General features: G+C 66.0%; 25 protein-coding genes and 1 tRNA gene. 13 read left to right on the top strand and 13 right to left on the bottom strand.

Translation table 11 applies throughout. The annotated features are described in order from the left end of the window. The 6 genes from Q0071_RS18910 to Q0071_RS18885 form a co-directional block, all read left to right on the top strand. Window positions 1-321: MotA/TolQ/ExbB proton channel family protein (locus tag Q0071_RS18910; protein WP_298173343.1), on the top strand; the 321-nt coding region annotated here is incomplete at its 5' end. A 4-nt stretch (window positions 322-325) separates the two neighbouring features. Beyond that, window positions 326-787, top strand: coding sequence for an ExbD/TolR family protein (locus Q0071_RS18905; protein WP_298173340.1), 462 nt, complete (start codon window positions 326-328; stop codon window positions 785-787). Window positions 788-798: 11 nt separating this feature from the next. Then, window positions 799-1,713, top strand: coding sequence for a hypothetical protein (locus Q0071_RS18900; RefSeq protein ID WP_298173336.1), 915 nt, complete (start codon window positions 799-801; stop codon window positions 1,711-1,713). A 5-nt stretch (window positions 1,714-1,718) separates the two neighbouring features. Further along, window positions 1,719-3,095 (top strand): Tol-Pal system beta propeller repeat protein TolB, encoded by a 1,377-nt coding sequence (gene tolB, locus Q0071_RS18895; protein ID WP_298173333.1) that lies wholly within the window; start codon window positions 1,719-1,721, stop codon window positions 3,093-3,095. Window positions 3,096-3,170: 75 nt separating this feature from the next. Further along, entirely contained in the window at window positions 3,171-3,704 is a 534-nt protein-coding gene (pal, locus tag Q0071_RS18890) for a peptidoglycan-associated lipoprotein Pal (RefSeq protein ID WP_298173330.1), read from the top strand. A 19-nt stretch (window positions 3,705-3,723) separates the two neighbouring features. Beyond that, window positions 3,724-4,269, top strand: coding sequence for a J domain-containing protein (locus Q0071_RS18885; RefSeq protein WP_298173328.1), 546 nt, complete (start codon window positions 3,724-3,726; stop codon window positions 4,267-4,269). A 57-nt stretch (window positions 4,270-4,326) separates the two neighbouring features. Here Q0071_RS18885 and Q0071_RS18880 read toward each other — a convergent pair whose 3' ends face one another. The 8 genes from Q0071_RS18880 to Q0071_RS18845 all read right to left on the bottom strand — a co-directional run bounded on the left by Q0071_RS18880 (window position 4,327) and on the right by Q0071_RS18845 (window position 12,639). After that, window positions 4,327-5,502 carry a CCA tRNA nucleotidyltransferase gene (locus Q0071_RS18880; RefSeq protein WP_298173325.1) on the bottom strand — a complete coding sequence of 392 codons (1,176 nt, stop codon included), beginning with the start codon at window positions 5,500-5,502 and terminating at the stop codon, window positions 4,327-4,329. Continuing rightward, window positions 5,495-6,097 (bottom strand): CoA pyrophosphatase, encoded by a 603-nt coding sequence (locus Q0071_RS18875; protein ID WP_298173323.1) that lies wholly within the window; start codon window positions 6,095-6,097, stop codon window positions 5,495-5,497. Before Q0071_RS18875 ends, Q0071_RS18880 begins: the two co-directional genes overlap by 8 nt. Further along, window positions 6,094-6,663 carry a DUF1285 domain-containing protein gene (locus tag Q0071_RS18870; RefSeq protein WP_298173320.1) on the bottom strand — a complete coding sequence of 190 codons (570 nt, stop codon included), beginning with the start codon at window positions 6,661-6,663 and terminating at the stop codon, window positions 6,094-6,096. Before Q0071_RS18870 ends, Q0071_RS18875 begins: the two co-directional genes overlap by 4 nt. Before the next feature lie 22 nt (window positions 6,664-6,685). After that, entirely contained in the window at window positions 6,686-7,195 is a 510-nt protein-coding gene (locus Q0071_RS18865) for an N-acetyltransferase (protein WP_298173317.1), read from the bottom strand. Between the two features lie 74 nt (window positions 7,196-7,269). After that, window positions 7,270-9,849: a CPBP family intramembrane glutamic endopeptidase gene (locus tag Q0071_RS18860; protein ID WP_298173314.1), complete on the bottom strand. Its 2,580-nt coding sequence runs from the start codon at window positions 9,847-9,849 to the stop codon at window positions 7,270-7,272. Further along, a complete protein-coding gene (locus Q0071_RS18855; protein WP_298173312.1) occupies window positions 9,846-10,586 on the bottom strand; it encodes an ABC transporter ATP-binding protein in 741 nt (246 codons plus the stop codon). The genes Q0071_RS18860 and Q0071_RS18855 overlap by 4 nt, the downstream gene beginning before the upstream one ends. 145 nt (window positions 10,587-10,731) lie before the next feature. Next, window positions 10,732-11,397 (bottom strand): SDR family NAD(P)-dependent oxidoreductase, encoded by a 666-nt coding sequence (locus Q0071_RS18850; protein ID WP_298173309.1) that lies wholly within the window; start codon window positions 11,395-11,397, stop codon window positions 10,732-10,734. 114 nt (window positions 11,398-11,511) lie between these two features. Beyond that, entirely contained in the window at window positions 11,512-12,639 is a 1,128-nt protein-coding gene (locus Q0071_RS18845; protein ID WP_298173306.1) for a TauD/TfdA family dioxygenase, read from the bottom strand. A gap of 239 nt (window positions 12,640-12,878) precedes the next feature. On the opposite strand from Q0071_RS18845, the gene Q0071_RS18840 reads away from it, so the two are divergent. After that, a complete protein-coding gene (locus Q0071_RS18840) occupies window positions 12,879-14,075 on the top strand; it encodes an MFS transporter (RefSeq protein WP_298173303.1) in 1,197 nt (398 codons plus the stop codon). Window positions 14,076-14,155: 80 nt separating this feature from the next. Here Q0071_RS18840 and add read toward each other — a convergent pair whose 3' ends face one another. Both add and Q0071_RS18830 read right to left on the bottom strand, forming a co-directional pair. Beyond that, on the bottom strand, window positions 14,156-15,280 hold the full coding sequence (add, locus tag Q0071_RS18835; protein WP_298173300.1) for an adenosine deaminase: 1,125 nt from the start codon (window positions 15,278-15,280) through the stop codon (window positions 14,156-14,158). Window positions 15,281-15,377: 97 nt separating this feature from the next. Beyond that, window positions 15,378-16,775 carry a short-chain fatty acyl-CoA regulator family protein gene (locus Q0071_RS18830; RefSeq protein ID WP_298173296.1) on the bottom strand — a complete coding sequence of 466 codons (1,398 nt, stop codon included), beginning with the start codon at window positions 16,773-16,775 and terminating at the stop codon, window positions 15,378-15,380. A gap of 146 nt (window positions 16,776-16,921) precedes the next feature. Here Q0071_RS18830 and Q0071_RS18825 point away from each other — a divergent pair, with 146 nt between their 5' ends. The 6 genes from Q0071_RS18825 (at window position 16,922) to Q0071_RS18800 (ending at window position 23,657) form a co-directional block, all read left to right on the top strand. Further along, window positions 16,922-18,517, top strand: coding sequence for an isocitrate lyase (locus Q0071_RS18825; protein WP_298173292.1), 1,596 nt, complete (start codon window positions 16,922-16,924; stop codon window positions 18,515-18,517). 23 nt (window positions 18,518-18,540) lie between these two features. After that, window positions 18,541-18,699 carry a hypothetical protein gene (locus tag Q0071_RS18820; RefSeq protein ID WP_169793754.1) on the top strand — a complete coding sequence of 53 codons (159 nt, stop codon included), beginning with the start codon at window positions 18,541-18,543 and terminating at the stop codon, window positions 18,697-18,699. A 201-nt stretch (window positions 18,700-18,900) separates the two neighbouring features. Next, complete coding sequence (locus Q0071_RS18815) at window positions 18,901-21,285, top strand: outer membrane beta-barrel protein (protein WP_298173288.1); 2,385 nt, start codon at window positions 18,901-18,903, stop codon at window positions 21,283-21,285. A gap of 11 nt (window positions 21,286-21,296) precedes the next feature. Then, entirely contained in the window at window positions 21,297-22,295 is a 999-nt protein-coding gene (locus Q0071_RS18810; RefSeq protein WP_298173285.1) for a phytase, read from the top strand. A 348-nt stretch (window positions 22,296-22,643) separates the two neighbouring features. After that, window positions 22,644-22,817 (top strand): hypothetical protein, encoded by a 174-nt coding sequence (locus Q0071_RS18805; RefSeq protein ID WP_298173282.1) that lies wholly within the window; start codon window positions 22,644-22,646, stop codon window positions 22,815-22,817. A 144-nt stretch (window positions 22,818-22,961) separates the two neighbouring features. Beyond that, complete coding sequence (locus Q0071_RS18800; protein WP_298173277.1) at window positions 22,962-23,657, top strand: glutamine amidotransferase; 696 nt, start codon at window positions 22,962-22,964, stop codon at window positions 23,655-23,657. Here the strand turns inward: Q0071_RS18800 and Q0071_RS18795 are convergent. From Q0071_RS18795 to yghU, 3 genes are all read right to left on the bottom strand, one after another. Continuing rightward, window positions 23,654-24,820, bottom strand: a complete 1,167-nt coding sequence (locus tag Q0071_RS18795; protein ID WP_298173274.1) for an aminotransferase — start codon at window positions 24,818-24,820, stop codon at window positions 23,654-23,656. The two genes, Q0071_RS18800 and Q0071_RS18795, sit on opposite strands and share 4 nt — an antisense overlap. Window positions 24,821-24,877: 57 nt before the next feature. Continuing rightward, window positions 24,878-24,952 (bottom strand) — tRNA-Gln (locus tag Q0071_RS18790). A gap of 81 nt (window positions 24,953-25,033) precedes the next feature. After that, window positions 25,034-25,879 carry a glutathione-dependent disulfide-bond oxidoreductase gene (gene yghU, locus Q0071_RS18785; protein WP_298173270.1) on the bottom strand — a complete coding sequence of 282 codons (846 nt, stop codon included), beginning with the start codon at window positions 25,877-25,879 and terminating at the stop codon, window positions 25,034-25,036. Window positions 25,880-26,026 lie beyond the last annotated feature (147 nt).

Below are 26,026 nucleotides of genomic sequence, written 5' to 3'. Positions count from 1 at the left end.
GCGGAAACGGACCGGCTGGCGGGGCGGCTCAATTTCCTTGCTACAGTGGGTTCGGTTGCGCCTTTCGTCGGGCTGTTCGGCACGGTGTGGGGCATCATGGACAGCTTCTTCAACATCGGTGCGCAGCAGAATTCCTCGCTCGCGGTGGTGGCGCCGGGCATTTCGGAAGCGCTGTTTGCCACGGCCATCGGCCTGTTCGCGGCGATCCCGGCAGTAATTGCCTACAACCGCTTCTCGCACCGGGTGAACCGCTTCGAGACCCGGCTGTTCCGCTTTGCCGACCGCTTCCATGCGACCTTGAGCCGCGAGTTGGAGCAGTAACGCCATGGCGATGAGCATGGGCTCTGGCGGTGGCGGGCGGCGCGGGCGGCGGGGGCGCGGGCGCGGCGCGGCGATGAGCGAGATCAACGTGACGCCGCTGGTCGACGTGATGCTGGTGCTGCTGATCATCTTCATGGTGACCGCGCCGATGCTGACCGCGGGCGTGCCGATCGACTTGCCGGACAGCCGGGCCGAGGCGCTCAAGACCGACAGACAAGCGATCACGGTGAGCATGGACGGCGAAGGGCGGATCTTCCTCGACGATCAGGAACTTGCGCCGGGTGAGCTTTCCGACCGGCTGACGGGGTTGGCAGTGGCGGGGCCGGGTGGCCAACTGCCCGTCGTCACGCTGCGCGCGGATCGCAGCCTCGATTATGGCCGGGTGGTCGCGGTGATGGGCGCGCTCAATGCCGCGGGGTTCAAGTCGATCTCGCTGGTCACCAACGGTTCAGTCACGGCGCCTTAAGCGCGATGGGCATGACGGCCTCTTCCTCCTCCCAAGGCCTCACGCGCGAGGAAGCGCCCATACCGTTTGGGGCGCTTGGCATCGCGCTGGCGGCGCACGTGGCGCTGATTGCGGCGCTGACGCTCTCGCCGCCGGGCAAGTCGATCCTGTCGCCCCCCGAACGGATGACGGTGACCTTCGCCGAAGAGACTGCCGACCAATCGACCTCGCCGCAGCCCGATGCCGAGGCTGCGCCCGATGTCGCGCCGGTGCTGGGCGAGCCTGTGCCGGAACCGGCCCCGCCGCAGATCGCGCCGCCTCAGCCCAAGCCCCAGCCCCGGCCACAGCCCTTGCCTAAACCCGCGCCTCCGCCACCGCCTCAGGCAAAGCCGGCGCCGCAGCCCAAGCCTGTTGCGAGGCCGCAGCCGGTCATCAAGCCGCAGCCGCAACAGCGTGCCGTGCCTGCGCCGCCGCAGAAGCCGGCGCAAAAGGTGGCCGCCGCGCCGCCGCTTGACCCGCGCCAGCGGCGGCGGCCCGATGCGCCGAGCGGCGCCAGCCAACTGGGCTCCGATTTCCTCAAGGGGATCAATACGGGGACCCGGCCGGGCGCGACGGGCAATCCCGCCGATGCGCTGAGCGATACTGCCAAGGCCGCGATCCGCGTCACGATCAACCGCAAGGTGGTGCCGCCGTGGAACAGCTGCCCGCTGAGCGGCGTTGAGATCGAGAAGCTGCGCGCGAAAGTGACCTTCCAGCTTGATCGCAGCGGGAATATCGTCAGCATTGCAACGCCGGTTCTTTCCGGCCAGACTCCTGCCAATACGCCGCAGGTGGGCCGCTTCACCGAATGCGCGGTTCGCGCGATCAGGACGGCGGCGCCGTTCAACCTTCCTGTCGAAACGTATGATTTCTGGAAGACCTACACGCTCAATTTCAGGAAAGAGTAGAGCCCTTGCGTAGCACTCTTGTCGTTGGCCTTTGCGCGCTCCTCGCCGCCTCGCCGGTTCTGGCGCAGCCTGCCACACCTGCGCCTCAGCCCGCCGCATCGGCCGCGCCGGCGGATTCCTCGCCCGAGGAAGACGTAGTGGGTACGATCAACAACGATGCTGCCATCGCGATCCCGACGTTCCCGACCAACGAGATGCTGCCGACCGCAGCCGATGGCGGGAACACCGAGGCGCTCGGGCGCAATCTTGCGCGGGTGATCTATGGCGATCTCAAGAACAACGGGCTGTTTCGCCCGGTCGGCCCTGATGCGCTGCCGGGCATTGCCTTTGGCGAAGTGACCGCGCCCGCGTTTCCGAACTGGCGCGCGCGTTCGGCGGAAATGCTGGTGCAGGGCTTCGTCAAGGCCGGCGCCGACGGGCGGCTGACAGTGGGCTGCTACCTCTATGACGTGGCGCTGGGCAGCGAGCTGGCGCGGCAGGGCTATGTGGTGAAGCCCGAGGAGTGGCGGCGCGCGGCGCACAAGTGTGCGGACATGGTCTATTCGCGGCTTTCGGGGGAAAGCCCGTTCTTCGACAGCAAGATCGCCTATATCGCCGAGACGGGGCCAAAGGATCATCGCCGCAAGCAGCTGGCGATCATGGATTCGGACGGGGCCAACCACCGCTTCATCACCAACGGCCAGGCAACCGCGCTGACCCCGCGCTATTCGCCCGATTATTCAAAGATCGCGTACCTCAGCTTCCTCAACGGCACCCCGCGGATCTATGTCTATGATATCGGCAGCGGCCAGCAGCGGCTGGTGACCGAAGGCAAGGGGCCGACTTTCGCGCCGCGCTGGTCGCCCGATGGCAAGTCCATCCTCTATTCGATGGCGATTGCCGGGAATACGGACATCTACCGTGTGCCCGCAACCGGCGGCGAATCGGTGAAGCTGACGGATTCGCCGGGGATCGATGTGGGCGGCAGCTATTCGCCCGATGGCAGCAAGATCGTGTTTGAAAGCGATCGTTCGGGCAGCCAGCAGATCTATGTGATGAATGCCGATGGCACGAACCAGAAGCGCATCAGCTTTTTCGGCGGCCGCTCCGCCACGCCCGAATGGAGCCCGCGCGGTGACCAGATCGCGTTCACCCACATCGCTGGCAATCTTCGCATAGCGGTGATGAACCCATCGGGCGGCGAGATGCGCTACCTTACCGACAGCTGGCAGGATGAAGCGCCGACATGGTCGCCCAACGGCCGCATCGTGCAGTTCTTCCGCACCGCAAAGACCACCGGCAAGACCTCGATCTGGCAGGTGGACCTGACCGGGCGCAACGAGCGGCGGCTGAATACGCCGGTCGATGCATCGGACCCCGCATGGGGCCCGGTTCTGCCCTGAACTGGTGCCAAAACCGTTTGCCGATTCGCCTTGTGCAATGCACTCTGGCGCTGATTGACCAAAGGAGACCCGTCCGTGACCCGCAAGATCATCACATCGAAAGTCTTGACTGGCCTGCTGCTCACCTCCGGCCTTGCGCTCGCGGGTTGCGCCACCAAGCCCAAGGAACTGCCGCCGCAGCCGACCGGCGCGACGACCACGACGACGACTACGCCGCCGCCGGTCAGCCAGCCGATGGGGCCGGTGCCGGGCAGCCAGGCCGATTTCATGGCCTCGGTGCTGGGCGACACGATCCTGTTCGACACGGACCGCTACAACATCGACAGCGAGGATCAGGGCATCCTGCAGAGCCAGGCGCAGTGGCTGGCGCGCTATCCCGGCAAGCGCGTGACCATCGAAGGGCACTGCGACGAGCGCGGCACGCGTGATTATAACCTTGCTTTGGGCGAGCGCAGGGCCAATGCGGCGAAGAACTACCTCGTTAGCCTCGGCATCGATGCTTCGCGCATCACCACGGTGAGCTATGGCAAGGAGCGCCCGGTCGCTCTGGGTTCGGACGAGGCAAGCTGGGCGAAGAACCGCCGTGCGGTGACGATAACCGTACAGTGAAAAGGGATTAGCCACTTCGATGGCACGGCAAGGCAGATCGGCTGACTGGGGTTTCCCACGCTGGCGCGGCTATGGTGGCTCGCGCGAGGCGGCCCCGGTGCGCCTTTGCGACCGGGCCGGCTGCGACGAGAAAGGCGACCGGCCTGCGCCCAAATCGCCCAACAACCCGGACCGGTGGTACTTCTGCGAGCGCCATGCCGCCGAATACAATGCCGGGTGGAACTACTTCGAAGGGCTCGACAAGGAAGAGGCCGAGCTGCGCGAGAAGGCCGAGCGGGGCGAGGCTTCGGGCTATGCGCAATCGGCCTATCAGGCCTGGGCAGGCCCCGGCGATGGCAGCCGCAGCCGCGACGAGATGCGCGCGCTGGAAGCGCTTGGGCTGGAAGTGGACGCCGATTTCGAGGCGGTGCGCAAGGCGTGGCGATCACGCGCCAAGGAAGTGCATCCCGATGTGCGCCCCGGCGATGCCGAAGCGGCGGCGGAGTTCCTGAAGCTGCAGACGGCGTACGAAGTGCTGCGCGCGGCGGAGGAGCGGCGCGAGTGGAAGGGGTCTGACGCGGGCTGAGGGCCGGGCGCATGGTGTCTCGACTTCGCTCGACACGAACGGGACTTTGTTTTCCGCTTAGCCGAGTTCTTCGCTGAGCAATTCCGCGATGCGGGCTTCGTTCGGGAAGCCTTCGCCGACCCAGCGGGCCTCCACCGCGCGGAGGATGCGGGCGACTTCGGGGCCGGCGCTGACGCCGCGGGCGACGATTGTGCCGCCTTTGAGCGGAAACTGCGGGATATCCCAGCCATCGAGCGGCGCGGTGTCGCTGCCGGTGATCAGCAAGCGATCGAGCGCGGCTGCGCGGCCGACCTGGTAGGCGAGCGGGCGGGCGGCTTCCTCGGGAATGGTGCGCGCGGCGACGAGGGCGAGGTGCTTGCGCTGGGCGATCGAGAGCCTGAGGCGCGCGGCGATCAGTTCGGCCAGCGGCGGATCGGCGGGGAGCAGCGCGGCGAGGCGGCGCAGCGGTTCGGGCGCAAGTGCGCGGGCGGCCTCGGCGGCGAGGAGCGGCGGGAGCGCGGCGGGATCGGCTTCAGGCAGGATTACGCCAAGCACGCCGAGCTCAGCCATGCGCGCGGCGGTGGACGCTGGGTTGGGCAGGGCCAGCAGCATGAGGAGTTCGCTGGCGATGCGTTCGCGCGAGAGGCCCTTGAGGCCGGGGGCGAGCGCACTGCAGGCGGCTTCCGCCGCTGTGTCGGCAGGGAGCGAGCCGAAGCGGGCCTGGAAACGGAAATAGCGCAGGATGCGCAGGTAATCCTCGCGGATGCGCGCCTCTGCATCGCCGATGAAGCGCAGGCGGCGGGCCTTGAGGTCTGCGAGGCCGCCGAAGTAGTCGTGAACCGTCAGACCCTGCGGATCGGCGTAGAGCGCGTTGATCGTGAAATCGCGGCGGGCCGCGTCTTCCGACCAGTCGGTTGAAAACGCGACGGTGGCGTGGCGGCCGTCGGTCGAGACATCGCGGCGCAGAGTGGTGATCTCGACCGGGCCGCCTGCGAGCACGGCGGTGACGGTGCCATGGGCAAGGCCGGTAGGGACACTGCGGATGCTTGCGGCCTTGAGCCGCTCGATCACCGCAGGCGGTTCGAGCGGGGTGGCCATGTCGATGTCCTTCACCGCGATGCCCAGCAGCGTATCGCGCACCGCGCCGCCGACGTAACGGACGAAGCCTTCTCCGGCCGGATCGAGCGCGGCGACAAGCGCGGCGAGGTCTTCGCGACGGGTCCAGTCGGCAGCAGGGAGGCGCGTTTCAGCCATGCCAGCGGATCCGCTGCGCAAGATTGGCGATGATCCCGGCGGTGACGCCCCAGATCCGGTGCTCATTCCACTGGATATCGATGTAGCTACCGCGCCGCCCAGCCCATTCGCTTTCCCGCCGGACGTAGTTGGCGGGATCGAGCACGAAGCCGAGCGGGGGTTCGAACCAGCTCGCCACTTCGGCAGGATTGGGCTGGATGGGCAGGTCTGGCGGAACCATCGCGAGGACGGGGGTGATGTCGTAGCCGGTGCCGGTGCGGTACTGGTCGGTCGCGCCGATTACGTCCACCAGCGCGGGATCGATGCCGAGCTCCTCGTTCGCCTCGCGCAGCGCGGCCTCGATAGGGGTTTCGCCCGCATCGATCTTGCCACCGGGGAACGCGGCCTGCCCGGGGTGCGCGCGCATATGCGAGGGGCGGTGGATGAGGAGTACGCCGGGGCCTTGCGCGTGGTCTGGCCGGTCGGTGACGGCGATCAGCACGGCGGCGGCGCGCAAGGGCGTATCGGGAAGCGGGCGCCAGTCCTCGTAAGCGGGCGGGACGGGGAGGGCGTGCCCGACGTCGAAAAGATCGGCGAGGCGTTCGCGCAGGCTCATGCGGGCAGCAGGCTGAAGCGGGTGCCCCGGCTTTCGACCGCGAGCGCTTCGGGTTCGGAGAGAGTGAGCGCGTGGTCGATCAGCTGGCCGTAAGTGCTGCGGTTGAGCCGCGCCTCGGTGCCATGGCGCACGGCGAGGTAGAAGGCGGGGACTTCGGGCGTGCCCGCAGCGCGCAAGGGATGATCGGGGCCGGCGAGGACCACGTCGTCGCTATTGAGGCGGAACGCGATGACCGGGTGGCCGTTCTCGTCGCTGCGGACTTCCATGTCGGTCGCGATGAAGGCGGCGTCGTCCACCGCGATGGCGAGCTTTTCGACCGGAGTGACGAGCCAGTGCTGGCCTGCTGCATCGCGGGTGAGGAGCGATGAGAAGGCGCGGACCATGGCCGGGCGGGTGATCCTGCCGCCCTCGTGGAACCACGTGCCGTCTGCCGCGATGCGCATGTGGCTTTCGCCGATGTTCGCGGGGGACCAGCTCTCTACCGCCGGCAAGCGGCGCGATGCGATGGCCTCTGCCAGTTCGCTCAGCGAAAGCGCTGCAAGTTCGGGGGGCGGTTCATAGGGCACGAACCGCCGATGCCAGATCAGATCAGCCGCGCCAAGGGCCGAGCATGCCCTCTGTGGGCAGGACGGCCGGATTGGCGGTGCGGCAGAGCAGGCGCGCCGGGTCCCACGGGCCGGGCAGCTTCCACCCGCCGGTGTGTGCGGCGGAAAAGCCGAAGAAGCGGCCATAGTAATCAAGATCGCCGATCATCACCTGTGGCAGCGGCGCGCGCGGATCGATCGCGGTGAGGCTGGCGGTGACGAGCGCCTTGCCATAGCCCTGGCCCTGAAGGCCCGGGAGGACAGCGACGGGGCCGACCATGATCATCGGGTGGGCGCGGCCGCTTTCATCGTTCAGCGCGACAGGCCAGCACTGGATCGTGCCGGCGATATGCTCGCCTTCGTCGAGCGCGGCGAAGGACAGGCCGGGGAGCCACTCGGTCCCCTCGCGTACCTTGTAGGCCGTGCGCGCGAAGCGGTCCGGCCCGAAGGCGGCATCGAGCACGTCTTCGATCAGCGCGGAATCGATATCGGCAAGCGGGATCAGCGTGGCCAAGGGGATGCGGGCTTTCGGGTGGATGGCGGAAGGCGCGCCGATAGCGGGCGAGGGGGCCGGGGGCAAGCGCGGGGTCACGATCCGGTCAGCACGACGACCGTATTGTAGGCCATGTGGAGCACGACGGCGGGGGCGAGCCTGCCGGTGCGCTTGAACATCACGCAATTGAGCGCCCCGAGCAGGCCCACCGGAAGCCACGCGATCGGCGGGTGATAGATCGCGAAGAAGGCGGCGGCGGCAAGCACCGCTTTCCAGCCGCCCCATTGCCGATCCAGCGCCCGGTAGAGCAGGCCGCGGAACAGATATTCCTCGGCAAAGGGCGCGCAAAGGATCGCGATGATGGCGTAGCTGAAGCGCAAGGACGGGTTCGCGGCCCACTGGGCGTGAGTCGCCGCGATGTCGTGCGCGAACGGGGGAAACATGGCGAGGATGTGGATATAGGCCCAGGCGAAGCCGCCGAGCAGCAGGCCGAGCACCAGGCCTTCCGCCATCGCCCGCCCATGATGGCGCATGAGGTTCCACAGCGTCTCCCACGGTGCGACGAACATGTGCACGGCCTGCGCGGGCGGAGGAGACCACAGCCACGCGGCTGCTGGATTCATGCCGCGATCCTCAAGGACCCGCGCTGTCACCATCGAGACGAGCACGGCGCTGGCCGAATAGCCGACGGCCATCGCCAGCGGCAGATTTTCACGCCCGCCGATGCCCGCGACGAAGGCGGCGATCACGGAGGAAAGCTCCAGCATCGCGCTGACCGCGATCATGGCATGCATCAGCGTGGGCGGCGGCGGCAGCTTTTCCGACCAGGGATCATAGAGATAGGGCAGGCGCGCGCGGAAGTTTTCCCACATCGCGGCGGCGGTGACCCATGAATAGACGATGCCGACGATGGCAAGCGACCAGACCTGCGTGCAGATTCCGATCGCAAAGGTCAGCATGCCGAGCTGCGCGGCCCAGCGCCGCCCGGAGGGAATCGACTGCGCTTCGCCCGATTCCGAAACGACCGTGACCAGCGTGACAGCCTTTTCGGCCATGCTGCGGGCGAAGAGGTACCAGCCCACGCCGACCAGCGCGATCTTCCACCAATCCTGCGGGAACAGCGCGCAGCCCAGCAGCAGGACCACCGCAACCAGCAGCGTCGCGATCAGCGACCACAGCCAGGCCTTGGCCTTGAGCACGCTTTCGATCCCTTGCGGCCAGGTCAGCGCGATCCACAGCGCGGAGCCTTCCGAGACCAGCGACTTGGGGCCGAGAACCCAGAGCATGTAGGTGCCAAGAGTAATCGCTGCACCAGCGAGGAGGTTCCAGGATTGGGCGGCCAGACTGAGTGCGCCGCGCAGCTGGAACAGGTTGTAGCCAGCGACGGTGAGCGGGATCAGGATGGTCTGCACGATGGCGCTGCGATCGCGCAGGAACCACAGGACTTCCTTGCGAAACAGCGGTTCGCGCCCGAAGCGCGTCTGCCGTGCGGGTCCTGTGCTCAGGGTTTCGGCCGCGAAGGCGCCCGACAGGCCATTGCGCAGCGCGCGCACGCTGAGCCAGACGGCGAAGCCGAGCATGGCGGCGGCGAGGAACCAGCCAAAGGCGATGGCACGCAGGAACGAGCGGCCCCCCGCACCATCAAAGCCGAGCAGCAGGGCGAGCAGGGGCGCGGGCACGCGCGCGGCGATGGCAAGGGTGCCGGCAAAGTGCCCGACCAGCCAGTCGATCGTGGCGGCGCCGACAATCGGGCCAACCATGCCGACGAAACCGAACCAGCTGATGACGCCGATCACGCCGCCGCGGGTGCGCGGGGACAGGCGCAGCACCGCGGAGATTTCAAGCGCCTTGCCCAGGCATCCCGCCGCAATGGTGAGGGGAATGCCGATCACCACCGCGCCGATGAGGCCCAGCAGCACATCGTAGGTGAGACCGAGCAGGGCGCCGACGAACAGTGGTCCGGCCCAATAGGTAGGGTTGGCGGCAAGCGGCGCGATCATCTCGGCAAGGAAGACCGCGCCGGGTTGCACCGGGTGCGAGAAGAGCCATTCCCACATGGGATGGCGGCGGCGCTGGATGTCGAGCTCCAGTCCCTCGCCCTGGCATACCAGCGTTACCAGCCAGAGCAGGACGAGCAGCGATCCCAGCAGCGCGGGGATGGGTTGCGAGAGGCCTTGCGGGGTGAGGCCAGGCTCGGCGCTTTCGGCAAGGACAAGCCCGTTGCTGCCTGGTGCTGCGACGCGCGCGCGCAGCTTTGCCGCGATCTCTTTTTCGTCCTCACTGCGCTGATCCCGCGCGATCCTTGCCGCCTCGTCGCCGATGGCCTCCGCCAGCGAATCGCTGCGGACTTGCGGCGAGGCAAAGGATGTCTGATCGGCTTCCTGCACCTGTTCGAGGAATTCCTCGCTGACAACCATATGCCCGTGGAGCTCTGCTTCGGCGCGCTGGCCGGCGGTTACCGCAACAAACACCGAGCCTGCCGCGAAGCCATGGATGACAACGCTGATGATCAGGCCGATCAGCAAGCCGAGGCCCGACCAGTCCGTTCCCTTGCCATCGCTTCTTTGGCTCAGCAGCTGCTGTTGCCGCTTGCTGCGCCCGCTCTGGCGGCGGCGCGCCGATGCCAGCAGCAGACGCACGGTGCCCCAATAGCCGGGGGGAGAGGCGGCGCTCATTCCTGCGCGGGCCGGGCGGTCAGCTTCAGGAACAGCGCTTCGAGATCGGGCTCGCCGTGGCGGGCAGCGAGCGCGCCAAGCTCGCCCTGTTCGACCACGCGGCCTTCGTTCACGATCACCGCGTGCGAGCACAGGCGCGCAACGTGGTCCATCAGGTGGGTCGAGAAGAGGACCGTGGTGCCGGTGGCCGCTGCCTCGTTCACCAGATCATAGAACAGGCGGGTGGATTCTACATCGAGCCCGTTGGTCGGCTCATCCAGCACGAGCAGGCGCGGCTGGTGCAGCATGGCGAGCAGCAGGCCGAGCTTCTTCTTCATGCCGCGCGAGTATTCTTCGGCATATTTGTCGAGATCGTCGGCAAGGCGCATGCGCATCGCGAGAGCTTCGATCCGCGCCATCGCCTCCGGCACATCGAGGCCGTGCATCCCGGCGCTGAGCGCAAGAACCTCGCGGCCGGACAGGTAGGAATAGAACACCGGCTCGTCGGGCAGGAAGCCGATTGCGCGCTTGACCTCGACCCGATCCTCGAACGCATCAAGCCCGGCGACGCGCAGCGTGCCCGATGTGGCCTTGAGAATGCCCATGAGCAGGCGGAACAGCGTGGTCTTGCCCGCGCCGTTGGGGCCGAGCAAGCCGCAGATCTGGCCGGGCGGAACGCGGAAGGAAACGTCGGTCAGTGCGGTCTTGGGGCCGAACGACTTCGAGACGCGTTCGATAATAACGATATCGTCATCCATGCAGGCCGCCCTCGACTGGCAGGAGAGGTGAAAGCCGCCCTGATAGCGCCAATGCAGCCGTGCGCGTCGGCAGACATATTCTACACCAATCTGGCTCCATTACTCCAAGTCTAGCAGACAATTACGGGCAGGCAACCGCAGCGTCTCACAAGATCACTTCCACCGGGGCGGGGGCGGGCATGGTGTGGAGTTGCCAGAAATGTTCGGCGATCGTTTCGGGCGCAAGCGGCGTGCCGGGGAGGATCTGGCCGGTCACGGTGACCGTGCCGACGCGGATGGCTGAGCCTTCCAGTTCCTTGTGCAGCGTCTGGGCAAGGTTGCGGATCCCGGCCTTGCCGATGGCGAGCGAGGCGGCCGGGAGCCAGCCGGTGGGATCGAGCGCGAGGCCGCCGCCGGTGAGCAGCACCGTGCCTTTCCCGCGCGCCTGCATGGCCGGAAGCACCGCCTGCACCGCCGCCAGCGCACCGCCAACGTTGACGCGGAAGTCCGCCACCAACGCATCGAGCGGGATCTGCGAGGGGACCGCAGGCGTGGCGCTGTAGGCATTGTAGATCAGCACCTCGATCGGCCCCAACTGGGCCTCGACCGCGTGGACGGTGGAACCGAGGGCGGTGAAATCACCAGCATCGACCGCGCGCAGATCGAGTTTGTGGCCCTGTTCCGCCATGGCGGCCGCGAGCACAGCGGATTTATCGGGGCTGCGCGCCAAGCCTGCGATCGCATAGCCGCCGGTGGCAAAGCGCTGGGCAAGCGCGGCGGAAAGACCCAGGCCCATGCCGATGATGAGCGCGACGGGGCGCGTGGCAGACATGCGCTGTTCTCCTCTTCCAGTGACCGTCTCAGCCTTCGCCGGCGGTCTTGAGTCCTCCTGATACGGCGTCCCTGAGGGCGCTGTACATGAGGTATTCGAACGGCAGGCCCTCGATCAGTGCGTCTTGCGCGCCAGCAACCGCAGCCGCGAGTTGAATTCGCCGCGATCGACGTAGCAGCCGTGGAGATGGCGGAAGCCGGTTGCCGGGTTGAATGCCTCGCGCCCATGGAGCACGCGGCGGTTGTCGAACACGATCATCTCGCCCGCCTTGAGCTTGAAGGTGAGCCGGTAGGCCGGGTCGCGCGTCATCGCCATGAAGGCGCGATAGGCGCGGTAGTAGGCGGGCATGACATCCGCCGGCATATCGAACGTGGCGGCAATATGGGCGTTCCAGCGGATTTCGCTGATGGCGCCCGCGCGCTCCCCGGTGCCGTTCAGCGTGATCACCGGGGCGTGGGTGCGGATATCGGCGTCCGCATCGTGGAAGCGGAAGGGTATGGCGATTTCGCTGAGCAGGCGGAAAGCCTCCGGATCCTTCGCGCGCAGATCCTCGGCGAGGGCAAAGCCATCGGCAAAGAGCGAGCCGCCACCTTCGGCCTCGTTGGCGAGGCAGTGGAGGAACTGGAAGCCCGGCGGCACTTCCTGATTGGGCAGGTCGGTGTGCAGCGGCAGGGTGACGGCGGTGTAGGCAAGGTTGTTGGGATCGGGCTTGCTGACGACCTCGAAGGTCATGCCGAAGTTGGTTTCGCGCAGGAAACCGATCTTGCAGGCAATCTCCACGCCCGCGTCGATCCGGTCGTCGAGGCCATCGACGATCGAGAGGCCGACGGCGGCGGTATCCTGCATCCACGCGCGCAATGCGCCTTCATTCTCGAGCAGTTGGGCCGCAGCATAGCGCGGCAGGCTGGCCGGGGTGAGTTCCGCGCGCCAGAGCCGGGGCACAATCGCGGCGGGGTCCTTTGTGGCGCAGCCGGGACGATGCTCGAAGAGCAGGGCCATGGGCACGCGGCTGACATGGCCATCGGCGAAGTGCAGGATCACTTCGTCGCCCGCGCGCTCGGCACCCAGCAGGACCGGCTCGGGATCGAGCGTCAGCAGATCGAGCACGCGTTCCTCGGTCTGCGGGTGAAAGGCGCTGGGGCAATTGTCGCGAAGCCAGAGAGTGGGATAGGTCACGGGGCCGGACTGGGACCACGTCGCGAGGAGGGCATCCGCCCGCACCTCAAAGGATGAGATTTTCATGGGAACGTCCCGTCATGGAGCAAGGGTCAACTGACGATGTCGATCAGCCCTTGCGTGGCGGCGGGCGCCAATCCTGCACCTTGCCATAGCGGAACGACGCGGGGCGCCGACCATGGATCAGGTCTGAGCAGGAAAATGTCATAATGCTGCAGCGTATGGCGTATCGTTTGGTTGGACAACTGTAAAACAAGCGTTGCCCTCATTGCCACTTGCTGCGCAGCATGCCACCCCTGCTAGCGATGGATCATTCGCATGGCAGGCCGTCCGGCCCGGCGCGGGACACCGCCCCGTTCGCCCCAACCCTGATCGGCATCGGCGCGGCCACGGCAGCGGCGCATATCGGCAATAACTTCACCACATACCTTGTCGGCGGACTGATGGACCGCTTCGGTTTCACACCCTTCGCGATGGGCGCGTGGAACATGGCCGAGACGCTGAGCTATGCCGCCGCGATGTTCCTTGTCGCGCCGCGCGCGCGCGGGCTGGATGCGCGGGTGCTGGCGATGATCGCGAGCGTGGTGGTGATTGCTGCGCAGGCAGGATCAGCGCTGACAGGGGCCTATCCGCTCTTGCTCGCCGGGCGGATCGGCACGGGGCTGGGCTTCGGCCTCATGAACAGTGCGCTCAATCTGGCGGCGGGGCGCACGGGCAATCCGGCGCGGTGGATCTCGCTGGGGATTGCGGTGCAGACCTTGCTCTACAGCGGGATCGCGATTGTGGTGCCGCTGGTCGGGCGCGATTTTGGCGCGAGCGGGATGTTCCTTGGGCTGGCGGGGATTTCCGTGCTGTTCGGCCTGTGCGCGCTGCTGCTGCCTGGGGGCAAGGGTGCTGTCGAGGCACACGCGCAAGCGGCTGCGCCCATCGGCGCGGAAGGATGGCGCGTGCTGGCGGCGATGGCGCTGTTCGCGTTTGGCTCGCTGGCGATCTGGCCGTTCATCGAGCGGACCGCGCATGCCATCGGCATCCCGGCGACGCAGTTCGGGCTTTATCAGAGCGCGGCGGTGCTCGCGAGTGCGGTGGGCAATGCCGGGCTTGCTATGGTGATCGGCCGCCTGCCGCGCGCCTGGCCGTTGGCGGCGGCGCTGGGTATGTGCGCCTTGATGTGCGGCCTGCTGACCACCGTGGGGAGCGAGGCGGCGTTCGGTGCGGCCTTCGTCGCGTTCATGGTGAGCTGGTTCCTGACCTATCCGCTGCTGCTGCGGCTTGCCTATGCGCAGCCCGCCGGAGAGCAGCTGGCGGTGATGACGACGGGGATGTGGCTGCTTTCACAGAGCCTCGGCTCGCTGGCGGCGGGCGCGATGGCGCAGAGCTTTGGCGCCTACACGCTGATCGGGCCGGTGGGCGGAGTGATCTGTGCGTTGGCGATTGTCGCGGCGATGCCGGTGGCGAGAAGGTTGGACGGGGAATCGTCCCTTGTTTCATCATTGCGAGCGTAGCGAAGCAATCCAGAGCGGTTGTGCGTAGCGCTCTGGATTGCTTCGCTACGCTCGCAATGACGAGGGTGAGTTGGTGAGCGCTAGGCCACGCTCGCCAGATAGGCTTCGAGTCTTGCCAGCAGCGCGGTTTTGTCAGCGGCAGGGAGCCACGCCGCCTCGAAGCCATTCCGGGCGATCCCGGCGAGATCGGCGCGGGTCAGTTTGCTGCGGGAGACGGCGCGCAGCAGCACCTCGTTGATGTACTCGCTGGCCATGTAGGCGGGGTCGTCTGACGAGATCGTGACCTTGAGGCCGGCGTCCAGCATCGAGCGCACCACATCGACCGGCTGGGCGATGCCGCGGCGCAGGGTGCCAGAGAAGGTGGGGCAGACAGTGAAATACATCCCCCGCTGCTTGGCGATGGCGACGAGTTCGGGCGACTGGACGATATTGCCGCCGTGGTCGATCCGGTCGACCTTCAGGTCGACCAGCGCGGTGCGGATGTTCTTCAGCGTATCGACCTGATCGACGTCGCAGTGGGCCGTGACGTGGAGGCCGTTGGCGCGGGCCTTGGCGAAATGGGCGGCGAACTTTTCGGGCGGGTGGCCCGCTTCATCGGAATCGAGCCCGACGCCGACGAGGTGCTGCTTGAAGGGCAACGCGGCATCGAGCGCAGCCATCGCAGATTCGGCAGTGAGGTCGCGCACAAAGCACAGGATGAGCTGCGAGCGGATGCCGAGCTTCGCCTCGGCGTCACGGCGGGCGCGGGTGATGCCCATGATCACGGCTTCCATCGCCACGCCGCGCTTCAGGTGCTCCTGCGGATCGAAGAACATTTCGGTGTAGATCACGTTCTGCGAGGCGGCTTTGGCGAGGTAGGCATAGGCGAGATCGTAGAAATCCTGCTCCCTCAGCAGCACCTTCATGCCGTCGTAGTAGATTGCGAGGAAGCTCGGCAGGTCGTGATACTGGTAGCTCGCCTTCATCGCGGCGACATCGGCGAAGGGGAGATTGAGCCCGTTGCGCTTGGCGAGGGCAAACTTCATTTCGGCCTCGAGCGTGCCTTCGAGATGCACGTGGTATTCGGTCTTGGGCAGGCCCTTGATGAAGGTGACAAGCGCGGGATCGACGCCTTCGGCGGGCGCGGCTGCATAAGCCCAGCGGGGGAGCATGGCGAGCGTAGTTGCGGCGGTGAGGCCAGCCATGAGAGTGCGACGTGTGATCATGTATTCGGCCCCCGGATTGTCCCTTTGCGGGCACATTCGGGATGCAAATGGGCGGGGTCAATCGGGTTTTGTGCAATGGACCGTGCTGGAAATGCGTTCAGCTTTCCGCAAACGTGAAGGGCTCGGGCGTCTTGCGGTAGTCGTCAGGGAGAATCTCGCGGCCCAAGGGCGGTTCGGCGCGAGCAGTGCAGGTGGCGCGGTTGCAGAGGCGGCAGGTAACGCCAATGGGCGTGGGGGCGGGTTGTTCGCCGCGGGCGTAAATCAGCCTAGCCGCGTGTTCGGCGGTGCAGCCGAGCGCAATCGCGCGCAGCACGGCGGGCTTGCCGTGGCCGCCGCCGCCCGAGGTGACCGAGCGCGCGACGCTGAAAAAGCGCTCGCCGCCAGGGAGTTCGAGCCACTGGGTGAGCACTTCGCCGGGGCGGCGGAAGCAATCGTGCAGGCTCCACAGCGGGCAGCCGCCGCCATGCGCGGCGAAAGGGAAGCCGGCGCCGTCGAGCCGCTTGGAGACATTGCCCGCCGCATCGACGCGGATGAAGAAGAACGGTACGCGTTCCTGCCCGGGGCGATTGAGCGAGGTGAGGCGGTGGGCGACTTGCTCGAAACTCGCGCCGAACTGGCCGGAGAGCGCCTCGATATCGTAGGCGCGGGCTTCCACCGCGCGGGCGAAGCGGTCGTAGGGCATGATCAGCGCGGCGGCGCCATAGGCGGCGAGCGCGCGGCGGACGAGCTGGGCCGCGGTCTCGCTCGAAAAGCTGGCTCCGCGCACGAGGGCGGCGATCTCGCCGCGCAGCGCAGTGTAGGCGATGTGGAGGGCGATCTGCCAGCGGCGGGCCTGCGGGCTCAGCGTTTCGTCGATCAGGAGCTGCTCGGCGTGGCGATCGTAGCGGCGCAGCGCGTCCATCATGATCTCTGCCGGCATGAGGCGGACGCGCAGGCCTTGCCCGCGCAAGTATTCGGCAAGGCCGCCCTCCTGCAGGCCGCCGAGCTTTTCGATTTCCTCCGAAAGGGCCTCGGCCTTGCTGTCGAGCGCGGGGAAATAGTTGCGGCGTTGGGCGACGAATCGGCGCGCTTCGGCGAGCGGATTGGCTACATCGCTGCCCGCGCCGCCGCGAAGGCCGGCCAGTGCCTGCTGTTCGCGCATGTAGGCGGTGTGGAGGCGCAGCATGGCCTCGGTCACGCCGGGATAGCTTGTGGCGACGTCCGCCACTTCGAGCGCGGGCAAATCGATCTCGGCGAAGATCGGATCCTTGAGCACATCGGCGAGGCGGCGGGCGTAGTCGTCGCGTTCGTCGGCCGCGAGCTCGCTGACATCGAGCTTGTAGGCCTTGGCGAGGCGCAGCAGGAGATCGGCGGTGAGGGGGCGCTGGTTGCGTTCGAGCAGCGCGATATAGCTGGGCGAGATCGCCAGATCGTCGGCCATGACAGCCTGCGTGAGGCCGAGTTCGCGGCGCAAGCGCTTCAAGCGGGGGCCGAGGTAGAGGGGGCGCGATTCCATGGGTTCGGGCAGTCCTGTGAAGCCTGTACAACTTTACAAGCATATTCTGTAAAGTTTGACAACATGACTGCGCTGCGGGTTTCGCGGGTGCGTTCGCGGGTCTAGCCGGGGTGCATCAAGCCTACCCCAGACAGGAAGCGAGACCCATGACCTATTCCCAGACCATCAACGAAGCCGCCAAGGCGATCGCGCCCTTCGGCAAGCCCTGGGACGGGATCGACGCCGCTTCGGTAGCGCGCATGCGTCTGCAGAACCGCTTCCAGACCGGGCTCGACATCGCGCGCTACACTGCCAAGATCATGCGTGCCGATATGGCCGCCTATGATGCCGATCCGGCCAAGTACACGCAGTCGCTCGGCTGCTGGCACGGCTTCATCGGCCAGCAGAAGATGATCTCCATCAAGAAGCACTTCGGCACGACCAAGGGCCGCTACCTCTACCTTTCGGGCTGGATGGTCGCCGCGCTGCGCAGCGAGTTCGGCCCGCTGCCCGATCAGTCGATGCACGAGAAGACCAGCGTTCCGGCGCTGATCGAGGAGCTTTATACCTTCCTGCGTCAGGCCGATGCGCGTGAGCTGGGCATGCTGTTCCGCGAACTCGATGCCGCCAAGGCCTCGGGCGATGCGGTCAACACGCACCGCCTGCTGCACAAGATCGACGAATACCAGACCCACGTCGTGCCGATCATCGCCGATATCGATGCGGGCTTCGGCAATGCCGAGGCGACCTACCTCCTCGCCAAGAAGTTCATCGAAGCGGGCGCCTGCTGCATCCAGATCGAGAACCAGGTCTCGGACGAAAAGCAGTGCGGCCACCAGGACGGCAAGGTGACCGTGCCGCACGAGGACTTCCTCGCGAAGATCCGCGCGGTTCGTTACGCTTTCCTGGAGCTGGGCGTCGATGACGGGATCATCGTTGCGCGCACGGACAGCCTTGGCGCGGGCCTCACCAAGCAGATCGCCTTCGTGAAGGAACCGGGCGACATTGCCGACCAGTACAACAGCTACCTCGATTGCGAGGAAGTCGATGCGGCGACGCTCGGCCACGGCGATGTGCTGATCAGCCGCGACGGCAAGCTGATGCGCCCCAAGCGCCTTCCTTCCAACCTGTTCCAGTTCCGCTCCGGCACCGGCGAGGACCGCTGCGTGCTCGACGGGATCAACAGCCTGCAGAACGGTGCGGACCTGCTGTGGATCGAGACCGAGAAGCCCCACATCGGCCAGATCGGCGGCATGGTGCGCCGCATCCGCGAAGTGATCCCGAACGCCAAGCTCGTCTACAACAACTCGCCGAGCTTCAACTGGACGCTGAACTTCCGCCAGCAGGTGTTCGATGCCTGGAATGCGGAAGGCAAGGACACCAGCGCCTATGACCGCGCGAAGCTGATGAGCGTTGACTACGACGGCACCGCGCTGGCGGACGAAGCTGATGAACGCATCCGCACCTTCCAGCGCGATTCGGCGCGGGAAGCGGGGATCTTCCACCACCTCATCACGCTGCCGACCTACCACACCGCGGCGCTCAGCACCGACAATCTGGCGCGCGAATACTTCGGCGAGGCGGGCATGCTGGGCTACGTGAAGAACGTTCAGCGCGAGGAAATCCGCCAGGGCATCGCCTGCGTGAAGCACCAGAACATGGCCGGGTCTGACCTTGGCGATGATCACAAGGAATACTTCGCTGGCGAGGCAGCCCTGAAGGCGGGCGGCGCGCATAACACCATGAACCAGTTCGCAGCATAAGCACCGAGCAGAGGAGCAGGACAATGGCTGAACCGACCCGGGCCCGTGCGGTCCTTTCCACCGAAGACTTCAAGCTGATCCGCGAGGCAGTGCTGCACTACCTCAAGGTGATCGAGGACCAGCCGGAATCGGTGAAGTTCTCGCACCTCTACCACCGGCTCGGGAGCGCCATGGGCAGGTAATCCGCCCTCGCGCCCCACACGATACTTTCCTGGGGAGGAAAGCTGGCCCGCCGTGCGATACATCGCGCGGCGGGCCTTTTTAGTAAAAAAAGTATAATATAACAAATAATTGCTCGATGAGAGAGGTGCCGTCTTGTAACAGTTCTGTCTCCAGCCGCGCATAGCCGCCCCTCATTCGTCAACACGAATGGGGGACCTGACGTGACCACATCTGCCAACCGCCTTGCCTTTGCGCCGCGTACCGCGCGCCTGCTGGTCCGTGCCACGCTTCTGGCCGGAAGCGTGCTCGCCTTCTCACCGGCCCTGGCAGCGGACGAAGCTGCGGGTGGCGCGGCAGCCGAAATGGCCGACGACGAGACGACCCGCGCCGCGCGCGAGATCGTGGTGCAAGCCGAGATCGGCTTTCGCAACCGCGCGACAGATGGAGCCGAGCCCAAGCTGGTCTATGACGAGGAATACTTCCGCCGCTTCGAGCCGCTGACAGCTGGCGATGCGCTGAAGCGCGTGCCTTCGGTCACGTTCCTTTCCGACGTGCTGGAAAGCGACGGAGCGCGCCTGCGCGGGCTTGATCCGGGCTATACCCAGATCCTGATCAACGGCGACCGGGTGCCCGGCGCGAACGCCGACCGCTCGTTCTTTCTCGACCGGATTCCTGCCGAACTGATCAAGCAGGTCGAAATCGTGCGTTCCTCCTCGGCCCGCCGCACCGGTGATGCCGTGGCGGGCACGCTGAACATCGTGCTGCGCAACGCCTTCAGCATGGACGGCGGCTATGTTCGCGCCGGCGGGCTGTTCTTCGATGATGGCAAGGCCAAGCCCAGCGGCGGCCTCTACTATGGCGGCAAGCTGGGGCCGGGCCGCTTGCTGATCGGTGCAAACGTGCAGGGACGCTATGCGCCCAAAACCAAGAAGAGCCTGCGCTACGGCGATTCGCCCGAGAACAATCCGAATTTCGCCACCGACGATTTCAACAACCGCGAAGAGCAGTCCGATATCCGCAACGGCACCGACTATGCCGGTAACGTCAGCTGGGCGATGGAGCAGGGCGGCACCAAGTTCGAGATCGCGGGCAATTATGTGCGCACCGAACGCGAGCAGATCGAGCGCTCGTTCGAATTCAACGATCCGTTCGTTTCAACCGGCCCGGTCCGCCTCAATGCAGGTGGCACATTGCTGACCGACAACTACAACCCGCTGTTCATCAAGCAGGAAAGCATGGCGCTCACCAGCAAGTTCAGCCATGAGACCGATTGGGGCAAGACCACCGCCCGCGTCAGCTTCTCCAGCTTCCGGAATGACGAGCGCGAGTTCGAGCATGAGGTCGATTTCGACCGCAGCCGGCCGCGCTATACAGGCGACTTTGGCACGACGGCGCTGCGCGATACCGAACTGGCTGGCGAACTGGAGCAATCGTTCCGCCTGACCAGCGCAATCAACCTTGCGGTAGGCGGGTTCGCGCAGAACAAGATCCGCAAGACTGACATTGCGGCTGTGCGCAACCGTTTCAACGTGACCGACAATCTTTCAGGATACGCACAGGCGACCGACAATCCCGAGCAGTTCGCCCGGCCTTTCGTGGATATTGAAGCCACCCCCGGCGGCTTCAACCGGATCGAGGAGGATCGCCGCGATCTTTATGCCCTGATCGAAGGCAAGAGCGGAAATGTGAAGTTCGAGGCAGGGCTCCGCTGGGAAAACACCGCGGTGCGGATCGAGGATTTCACGGTCGATCCGGCGGATGCTTCGGCGCGGGTGAAGTACAATTTCCTGCTGCCTTCGGCTTCGGTGCGCATCGAACTGGGCGCGGGCCGGATCACCGCTTCGGCCGCGCGGACCGTGCGTCGCCCGCGCTTCGATTTCATCTCGCCCGCGCTGCTCGAGGCCGAACTGGGTGACAACGATCTGCTGGGCAATCCGCAACTGAGGCCGGAAACATCCTGGGGCGGCGATCTGGGCTATGAGCACCGCATCGGCCGGACGGGTGTGATCGGGGTCAACGCGTTCTATCGCACGATCAAGAATGTCGTCGAAGTGGCCAACACCGGGCGCGAAGGCTCGGAAGGCGAGAACACCTTCGTGCTGCAGCCCCGCAACACCGGCAGCGGTGAAGTCTGGGGCGTGGAGTTCGATCTTTCGGCCAGCCTGGTTTTCATCGGACTGCGTGAAACCGGCATTTTCGGCAACCTGACCTTGATGCAGAGCAGCATCCGTGACGATTTCGGCACGAGGCGCTTCAATGGACAATCCAAGTATATCTACAACTTCGGCATGATCCAGAATTTCCCCAGGATCGGCGGCACGATCGGCGCGACCTATCGCAAGCAGGGTCCGGCGTTTGACCGGATCATCGGTGAGGAAATCCGCACGACCTATGGGGCCGATCTTGAGGTGTTCGTCGAAAAGCGCTTCGGCAAGAGCTTCACGCTGCGTGCTGTCGGCTCGAACCTGCTCAACGGCGCCAAGGATGAGGTGTTCAACAAGTTCACCACGATCGGCGATCAGCGCACGCGCAGCTTTGACGAGTATGAGCTTGAATCCGAGACTGGCGGTCCGGTGTTCCAGATCGTCGCGCGGTACGCGTTCTGATGCGGCTCTGGGTGGCAGTGGCTGGGGCTGCGCTGCCGATGGCGGCTTTGGCTGCGCCGGTGACGGTATCGGTCACCGCGCAGGGGGAAACTGTGCCGGTTGGCACTGCGGCGGCTGATGCCGCAGACGATCCGGCGATCTGGCGCAATCCGCGCCAGCCTTTGCGCAGCCTGATCGTGGCGACGGACAAGAAGGCCGGGCTCTATGTCTACGGACTCGATGGAAAAGCGCGCGATTTCTCGCCCGATGGGCGGCTCAACAATGTCGATCTGATCGGCATGGGGCGGCGCGGCGTGATCGTGGTGGCGAGCGACCGCAACGATGAAGCTGCGGCGCGGCTGCGGCTCTACCGGCTCGATACGCGCCGCGCAAAGCTGGTGCCGCTGGGCACGGTGAGCGGCGGCGCGGGCGAAGCCTATGGCGTGTGCCTGATGCGCGTCGGCGCGCGGCTTCATGCGTTTTCGGTGCTGAAGGACGGGACCGTTGCGCAAGTGTCGATTACGTTGGGGCAAGGAAAGCCGCGCGGGCGGATCGTGCGCCAGCTCAAGCTGGAAACCCAGCCCGAGGGCTGCGTGGTCGATCAGCGCAGCCGCAGGCTCTATGTGGGCGAGGAAGATCGCGGCATCTGGGCGTTCGATGCGCAGGCCACGGCTTCGCGTCGGGGGCGGCTGGTCGCGGCGGTGGACGGCGCGCAGCTTGTCGCCGATGTCGAGGGACTGGCGCTGGCACCGCAGGGGCGGCGCGGCGGCTGGCTGATCGCATCGAGCCAAGGCGACAATGCCTATGCGCTGTTCCGGCTGCCCGGGATGAAGCCCGCCGGACGCTTCCGCATTGCCGCGGGCCGGCTGGGATCGACCGAGGAAACCGATGGCATCGCCTTCCATCCCGGCGCGTTTGGCCCACGCTACCACGCCGGGCTTTTCGTGGCGCAGGACGGCGACAATGCGCCTGCAGCGCAGAACTTCAAGCTGGTATCCTGGGCGGATGTGCTTGCGGCCTTGCGGCGCTGAGCCGGGGCCGCAAGCAAGTGCTCACGCCGTCTTATCGGACTCAAGAGGCTTTGCCACTTCGCTGAACGAGGGTTCGCGTACCATTCCATCGTCCGCTGCCGGAAATCACCCGCTCGATCTGGAAGCGGGGGCGCAGCAAGCAAACCTTGGCAGGGCTTCAGAATTTCTGAAGTGACAATACCCAATTAAATTAGTAGAGATTTTGCGTGCGCCGGGGATGTCCCTCTCCCCGTCCTCGGCGCATCGCGGCTTTTGATGGATGTCAGCTTGCTCCGCGTCACCAACGGCTAAAGCGCACGAACAGGGGCGACCTCGCCAGATTCGTGTTCCGATCAAGGAGCCCGGAATATGTCGAGACTTTCGAACCCGCCCCGTAGTGCCCGCAAGCCGTCCGCCCGTTCGCCCGTCGCCAGCGCCGCTGTTGCCCGTCTGCCGCACCCATCGTGGCGCCTATTGGGCGAGACCGCGACCGCAGACCGCACGCTGTCGGCCGAGGATTTCTGGCAGAAGCTGGGGCTCTGATGCGGCGTTTCCGGCGACAAGAGCGTGTTCGCGGCGGGGGTCTGGGCGGGCCGGAAAGCGCGGCTATGGCGGAGCCAATCTGAACTCGCTGGCCTTAGTCTATCGGTTTAGTAGAAATGGACTTCCGACTTAGGAGCCACATTGATGAAGACCGCGCTGATCATCCGCCACGTGCCGCGTGAAGGCGTAGCCGGCTTCCGCGCGCCGATCGAGGCGGCGGGCTACGTGATCAACCGGGTGGATGTGATCGACCATGATTTCCATGCGCTTGATCTCGTCTCGCCCGATCTGGTGGTGATGATGGGCGGGCCGATGGGCGTCTACGAGCGCGAGGCGCATCCGTGGATTACCTGCCAATTGAAGCTGCTGGCGCGGCGGCTGGCGGCGGATCGGCCAACGCTGGGTGTGTGCTTCGGTTCGCAGATGATCGCGGCGGCGCTGGGGGCGGATGTTTATGCAGGGCCAGTCAAGGAAATCGGCTTCGCGCCGGTGATGATCCACGACCGCGAGGGGCCGCTGCGCCATCTGGCGGAGGTGCCAGTGCTGCATTGGCATGGCGATACCTTCACCCTGCCCGCTGGAGCGGAGCTGCTGGCTTCGAGCCCGCTCTATCCGCATCAGGCGTTCCGCAAGGGGCGCAATGTGCTGGCGCTGCAGTTCCATGCCGAGATGGGCGAGGACGAGCGCTTCGAGGACTGGATCGCGCAGGACATGGATTACCTGTCTGCCGCCGGGAAGTGCCCCGGCGAATTGCGCGCTTCGCATGCAGCGCATGGACCGGGCGCAGTTGCCGCCGGGCGGGCGATGATCGCGGAATGGCTGGCGGGGCTTGCCGCCTAAAGGCCTTCGCGCCAGCGGCTGAGGCGCGCGACGGCATCCTCCAGCATGGCCTGTGGCTTGCAGTGGCACAGGCGCACGATGGTGGCGGGGCCACCTTCCCCTTCCCACAGCGCGGAGAGCGGGATCGAGGCGACCCCTCCCTCGCGCACCGCGCGTTCGCTGAAAGTGCGGTCGTCAAGCGCGATACCGCTGGCGGGCAGGTGGATGCAGGCGAACCAGGTAGCCTTGCTTTCGAGCACGGCAAAGCCCGCGTGCTTCAGGCCTTCGATGAGGACGGCGCGTGAGGCGGACCATTCGGCATGGAGCGCCGCGGTGATCGCGGGATCGGCGAGGCCTTCGGCGGCGGCCCATTGCAGCATCGGCGGGGTGGTGAAGGTGAGGAACTGGTGCGCCTTGCCCAGCACCGCGGCGAGCGCGGCATCGCCGACCAGCCAGCCGACCTTCCAGCCTGTCGCGCCGAAGATCTTTCCGGCCGAGCCGATCTTGATCGCGCGCTCTGCCATGCCAGGCTCGGCCAGCAGCGATTGGTGCGCGCGGCCATCGAAGCGCACGGCTTCCCACACTTCGTCGCAGATGGCGACGAGATCGTGCTCGCAGGCGATCCGGGCGAGGAGGGCGAGGTCTTCCGGGCGGGCGACCGAGCCGGTCGGATTGAGCGGATCGTTGAGGATCAGGGCGCGGGTGCGCGGGCTGATCGCAGCGCGGATCGCCGCTTCGTCATAATGCCAGCCCGGCGGGCTTAGCGGCACGAACACCGGCACACCGCCAGCACGGCGCACCAGCGGGGCATAGGCATCGTAGGCGGGCGAGAAGAGGAGCACTTCATCGCCTACCCCGACGACGGCAAGGATCGCGGCGGCAATCGCTTCGGTCGCGCCTGAAGTGACGACGACTTGCTCGCGGGTGAGGGCAAGGCCTTGGGTCCGCGCATAGAACGCGGCGACCGCATCGCGCAGTTCGGGCACGCCCATGCTCGGCGGGTACTGCTGCGAGCGGGTTTCCATCGCGCGCATCGCGGCAGTGGTGAGCGCGGCGGGCGGCGGCGTATCGGGAAAGCCCTGGCCCAGATTGATCGCGCCGAGGCTGCGGGCAAGGCCCGACATGTGCTCGAACACGGTGACGGGCATTTCGGCGTAGATGGGGTTGAGGCGAAGGTCGGTCATCGCGCTCCACGCTAGCGCTGCGCTGGCAGCCTGCCCAGCCTCGTCTCGACAGGAAGCTGGCTGGGGCGGGAGGATTCGAACCTCCGAATGCCGGTACCAAAAACCGGTGCCTTACCACTTGGCGACGCCCCAGCGGGAAGGCGCGCTTATAGCGGCGCGTTCATGAATGAAAAGGGGCGGATGGGGCAGGATTTTGCCCCATCCGCCGGACCGTCAGAGCGTCCCTTCCGGCAGCGACGCGAAATCGGCGGCGCTGTGGCGTTCGGGCAGGCCATTGGGGCGATTGACCAGCTTGCCGCGCTTCACCGCGGGGCGGGCGTCGATCTCGGCAACCCAGCGGCCGACGGCTTCGTATTCGTGCATCGAAAGGAAGGTCGCCGCATCGCCATAAGCATCGCCGCGGTAGATATTGCCGAGCCAGGGATGCGTGGCGATATCGGCGATGGTGTATTCATCGCCCGCAAGGAAGCGGGTTTTCTTGAGCTGGTTGTTGGCGACATCGAACAGGCGCTTGGTTTCCATCGCATAGCGATCGATCGCATATTCGATCTTGAACGGGGCATAGGCGTAGAAGTGGCCGAAGCCGCCGCCCATGAACGGGGCCGAGCCGACCTGCCAGAACAGCCACGAGAGCACCTCGGCGCGGGCGGGGCTTTCCTTGGGCAGGAAGTGGCCGAACTTTTCGGCAAGATGCACCAGCATCGCGCCCGATTCGAACAGGCGGAAAGGCTCGGGGCCGCTCTTGTCGAGCATCGCGGGAATCTTGGAATTGGGATTGAGATCGGTAAAGCCGCTGCCGAACTGGTCGCCATCGAAGATCTTGATCAGCCAGGCATCGTATTCTGCGCCGGTGATACCGAGCTCAAGCAGTTCCTCGAGCAGGATCGTGACCTTCTGGCCATTGGGCGTGCCGAGCGAATAGAGCTGGAACGGGTGCTCGCCGACCGGCAGCTTCACTTCCTTCTGCGCACCGGCGGTGGGGCGGTTGACGCCGGCAAAGGCGCCGCCGTTCTCCTTGTTCCAGGTCCAGACCTTGGGCGGCACGTATTCTTCAGACATCGGGATCTCCTCGGGGAAGTTTTTGCTTGCCCCAAGAGTGGCGTTGCCGCGCGCGGATGGCAAGGCGCAGGGGCCGCGCAGATATTCTGCTCGCGCCCCACTTTTTTCTATCGCGAGGTCCGAGGCGGCAGCCAAAAAATAGGAACA

It is taken from the genome of Novosphingobium sp., from assembly GCF_027486195.1.
Classification (GTDB): Bacteria; Pseudomonadota; Alphaproteobacteria; order Sphingomonadales; family Sphingomonadaceae; genus Novosphingobium.
The sequence above is the reverse complement of the archived record's forward strand: the minus strand, read 5'-3'. Positions and strand labels throughout refer to the sequence as shown.

Coding starts and splice junctions, on each gene's coding strand:
- Q0071_RS18905 (WP_298173340.1), top strand. CDS start 326: ATGGCGATGAGCATGGGCTCTGGCGGTGGCGGGCGGCGCGGGCGGCGG.
- Q0071_RS18900 (WP_298173336.1), top strand. CDS start 799: ATGACGGCCTCTTCCTCCTCCCAAGGCCTCACGCGCGAGGAAGCGCCC.
- Q0071_RS18885 (WP_298173328.1), top strand. CDS start 3,724: ATGGCACGGCAAGGCAGATCGGCTGACTGGGGTTTCCCACGCTGGCGC.
- Q0071_RS18880 (WP_298173325.1), bottom strand. CDS start 5,502: ATGGCTGAAACGCGCCTCCCTGCTGCCGACTGGACCCGTCGCGAAGAC.
- Q0071_RS18875 (WP_298173323.1), bottom strand. CDS start 6,097: ATGAGCCTGCGCGAACGCCTCGCCGATCTTTTCGACGTCGGGCACGCC.
- Q0071_RS18860 (WP_298173314.1), bottom strand. CDS start 9,849: ATGAGCGCCGCCTCTCCCCCCGGCTATTGGGGCACCGTGCGTCTGCTG.
- Q0071_RS18855 (WP_298173312.1), bottom strand. CDS start 10,586: ATGGATGACGATATCGTTATTATCGAACGCGTCTCGAAGTCGTTCGGC.
- Q0071_RS18850 (WP_298173309.1), bottom strand. CDS start 11,397: ATGTCTGCCACGCGCCCCGTCGCGCTCATCATCGGCATGGGCCTGGGT.
- Q0071_RS18845 (WP_298173306.1), bottom strand. CDS start 12,639: ATGAAAATCTCATCCTTTGAGGTGCGGGCGGATGCCCTCCTCGCGACG.
- Q0071_RS18840 (WP_298173303.1), top strand. CDS start 12,879: ATGGATCATTCGCATGGCAGGCCGTCCGGCCCGGCGCGGGACACCGCC.
- add (WP_298173300.1), bottom strand. CDS start 15,280: ATGATCACACGTCGCACTCTCATGGCTGGCCTCACCGCCGCAACTACG.
- Q0071_RS18830 (WP_298173296.1), bottom strand. CDS start 16,775: ATGGAATCGCGCCCCCTCTACCTCGGCCCCCGCTTGAAGCGCTTGCGC.
- Q0071_RS18825 (WP_298173292.1), top strand. CDS start 16,922: ATGACCTATTCCCAGACCATCAACGAAGCCGCCAAGGCGATCGCGCCC.
- Q0071_RS18820 (WP_169793754.1), top strand. CDS start 18,541: ATGGCTGAACCGACCCGGGCCCGTGCGGTCCTTTCCACCGAAGACTTC.
- Q0071_RS18805 (WP_298173282.1), top strand. CDS start 22,644: ATGTCGAGACTTTCGAACCCGCCCCGTAGTGCCCGCAAGCCGTCCGCC.
- Q0071_RS18800 (WP_298173277.1), top strand. CDS start 22,962: ATGAAGACCGCGCTGATCATCCGCCACGTGCCGCGTGAAGGCGTAGCC.
- Q0071_RS18795 (WP_298173274.1), bottom strand. CDS start 24,820: ATGACCGACCTTCGCCTCAACCCCATCTACGCCGAAATGCCCGTCACC.
- yghU (WP_298173270.1), bottom strand. CDS start 25,879: ATGTCTGAAGAATACGTGCCGCCCAAGGTCTGGACCTGGAACAAGGAG.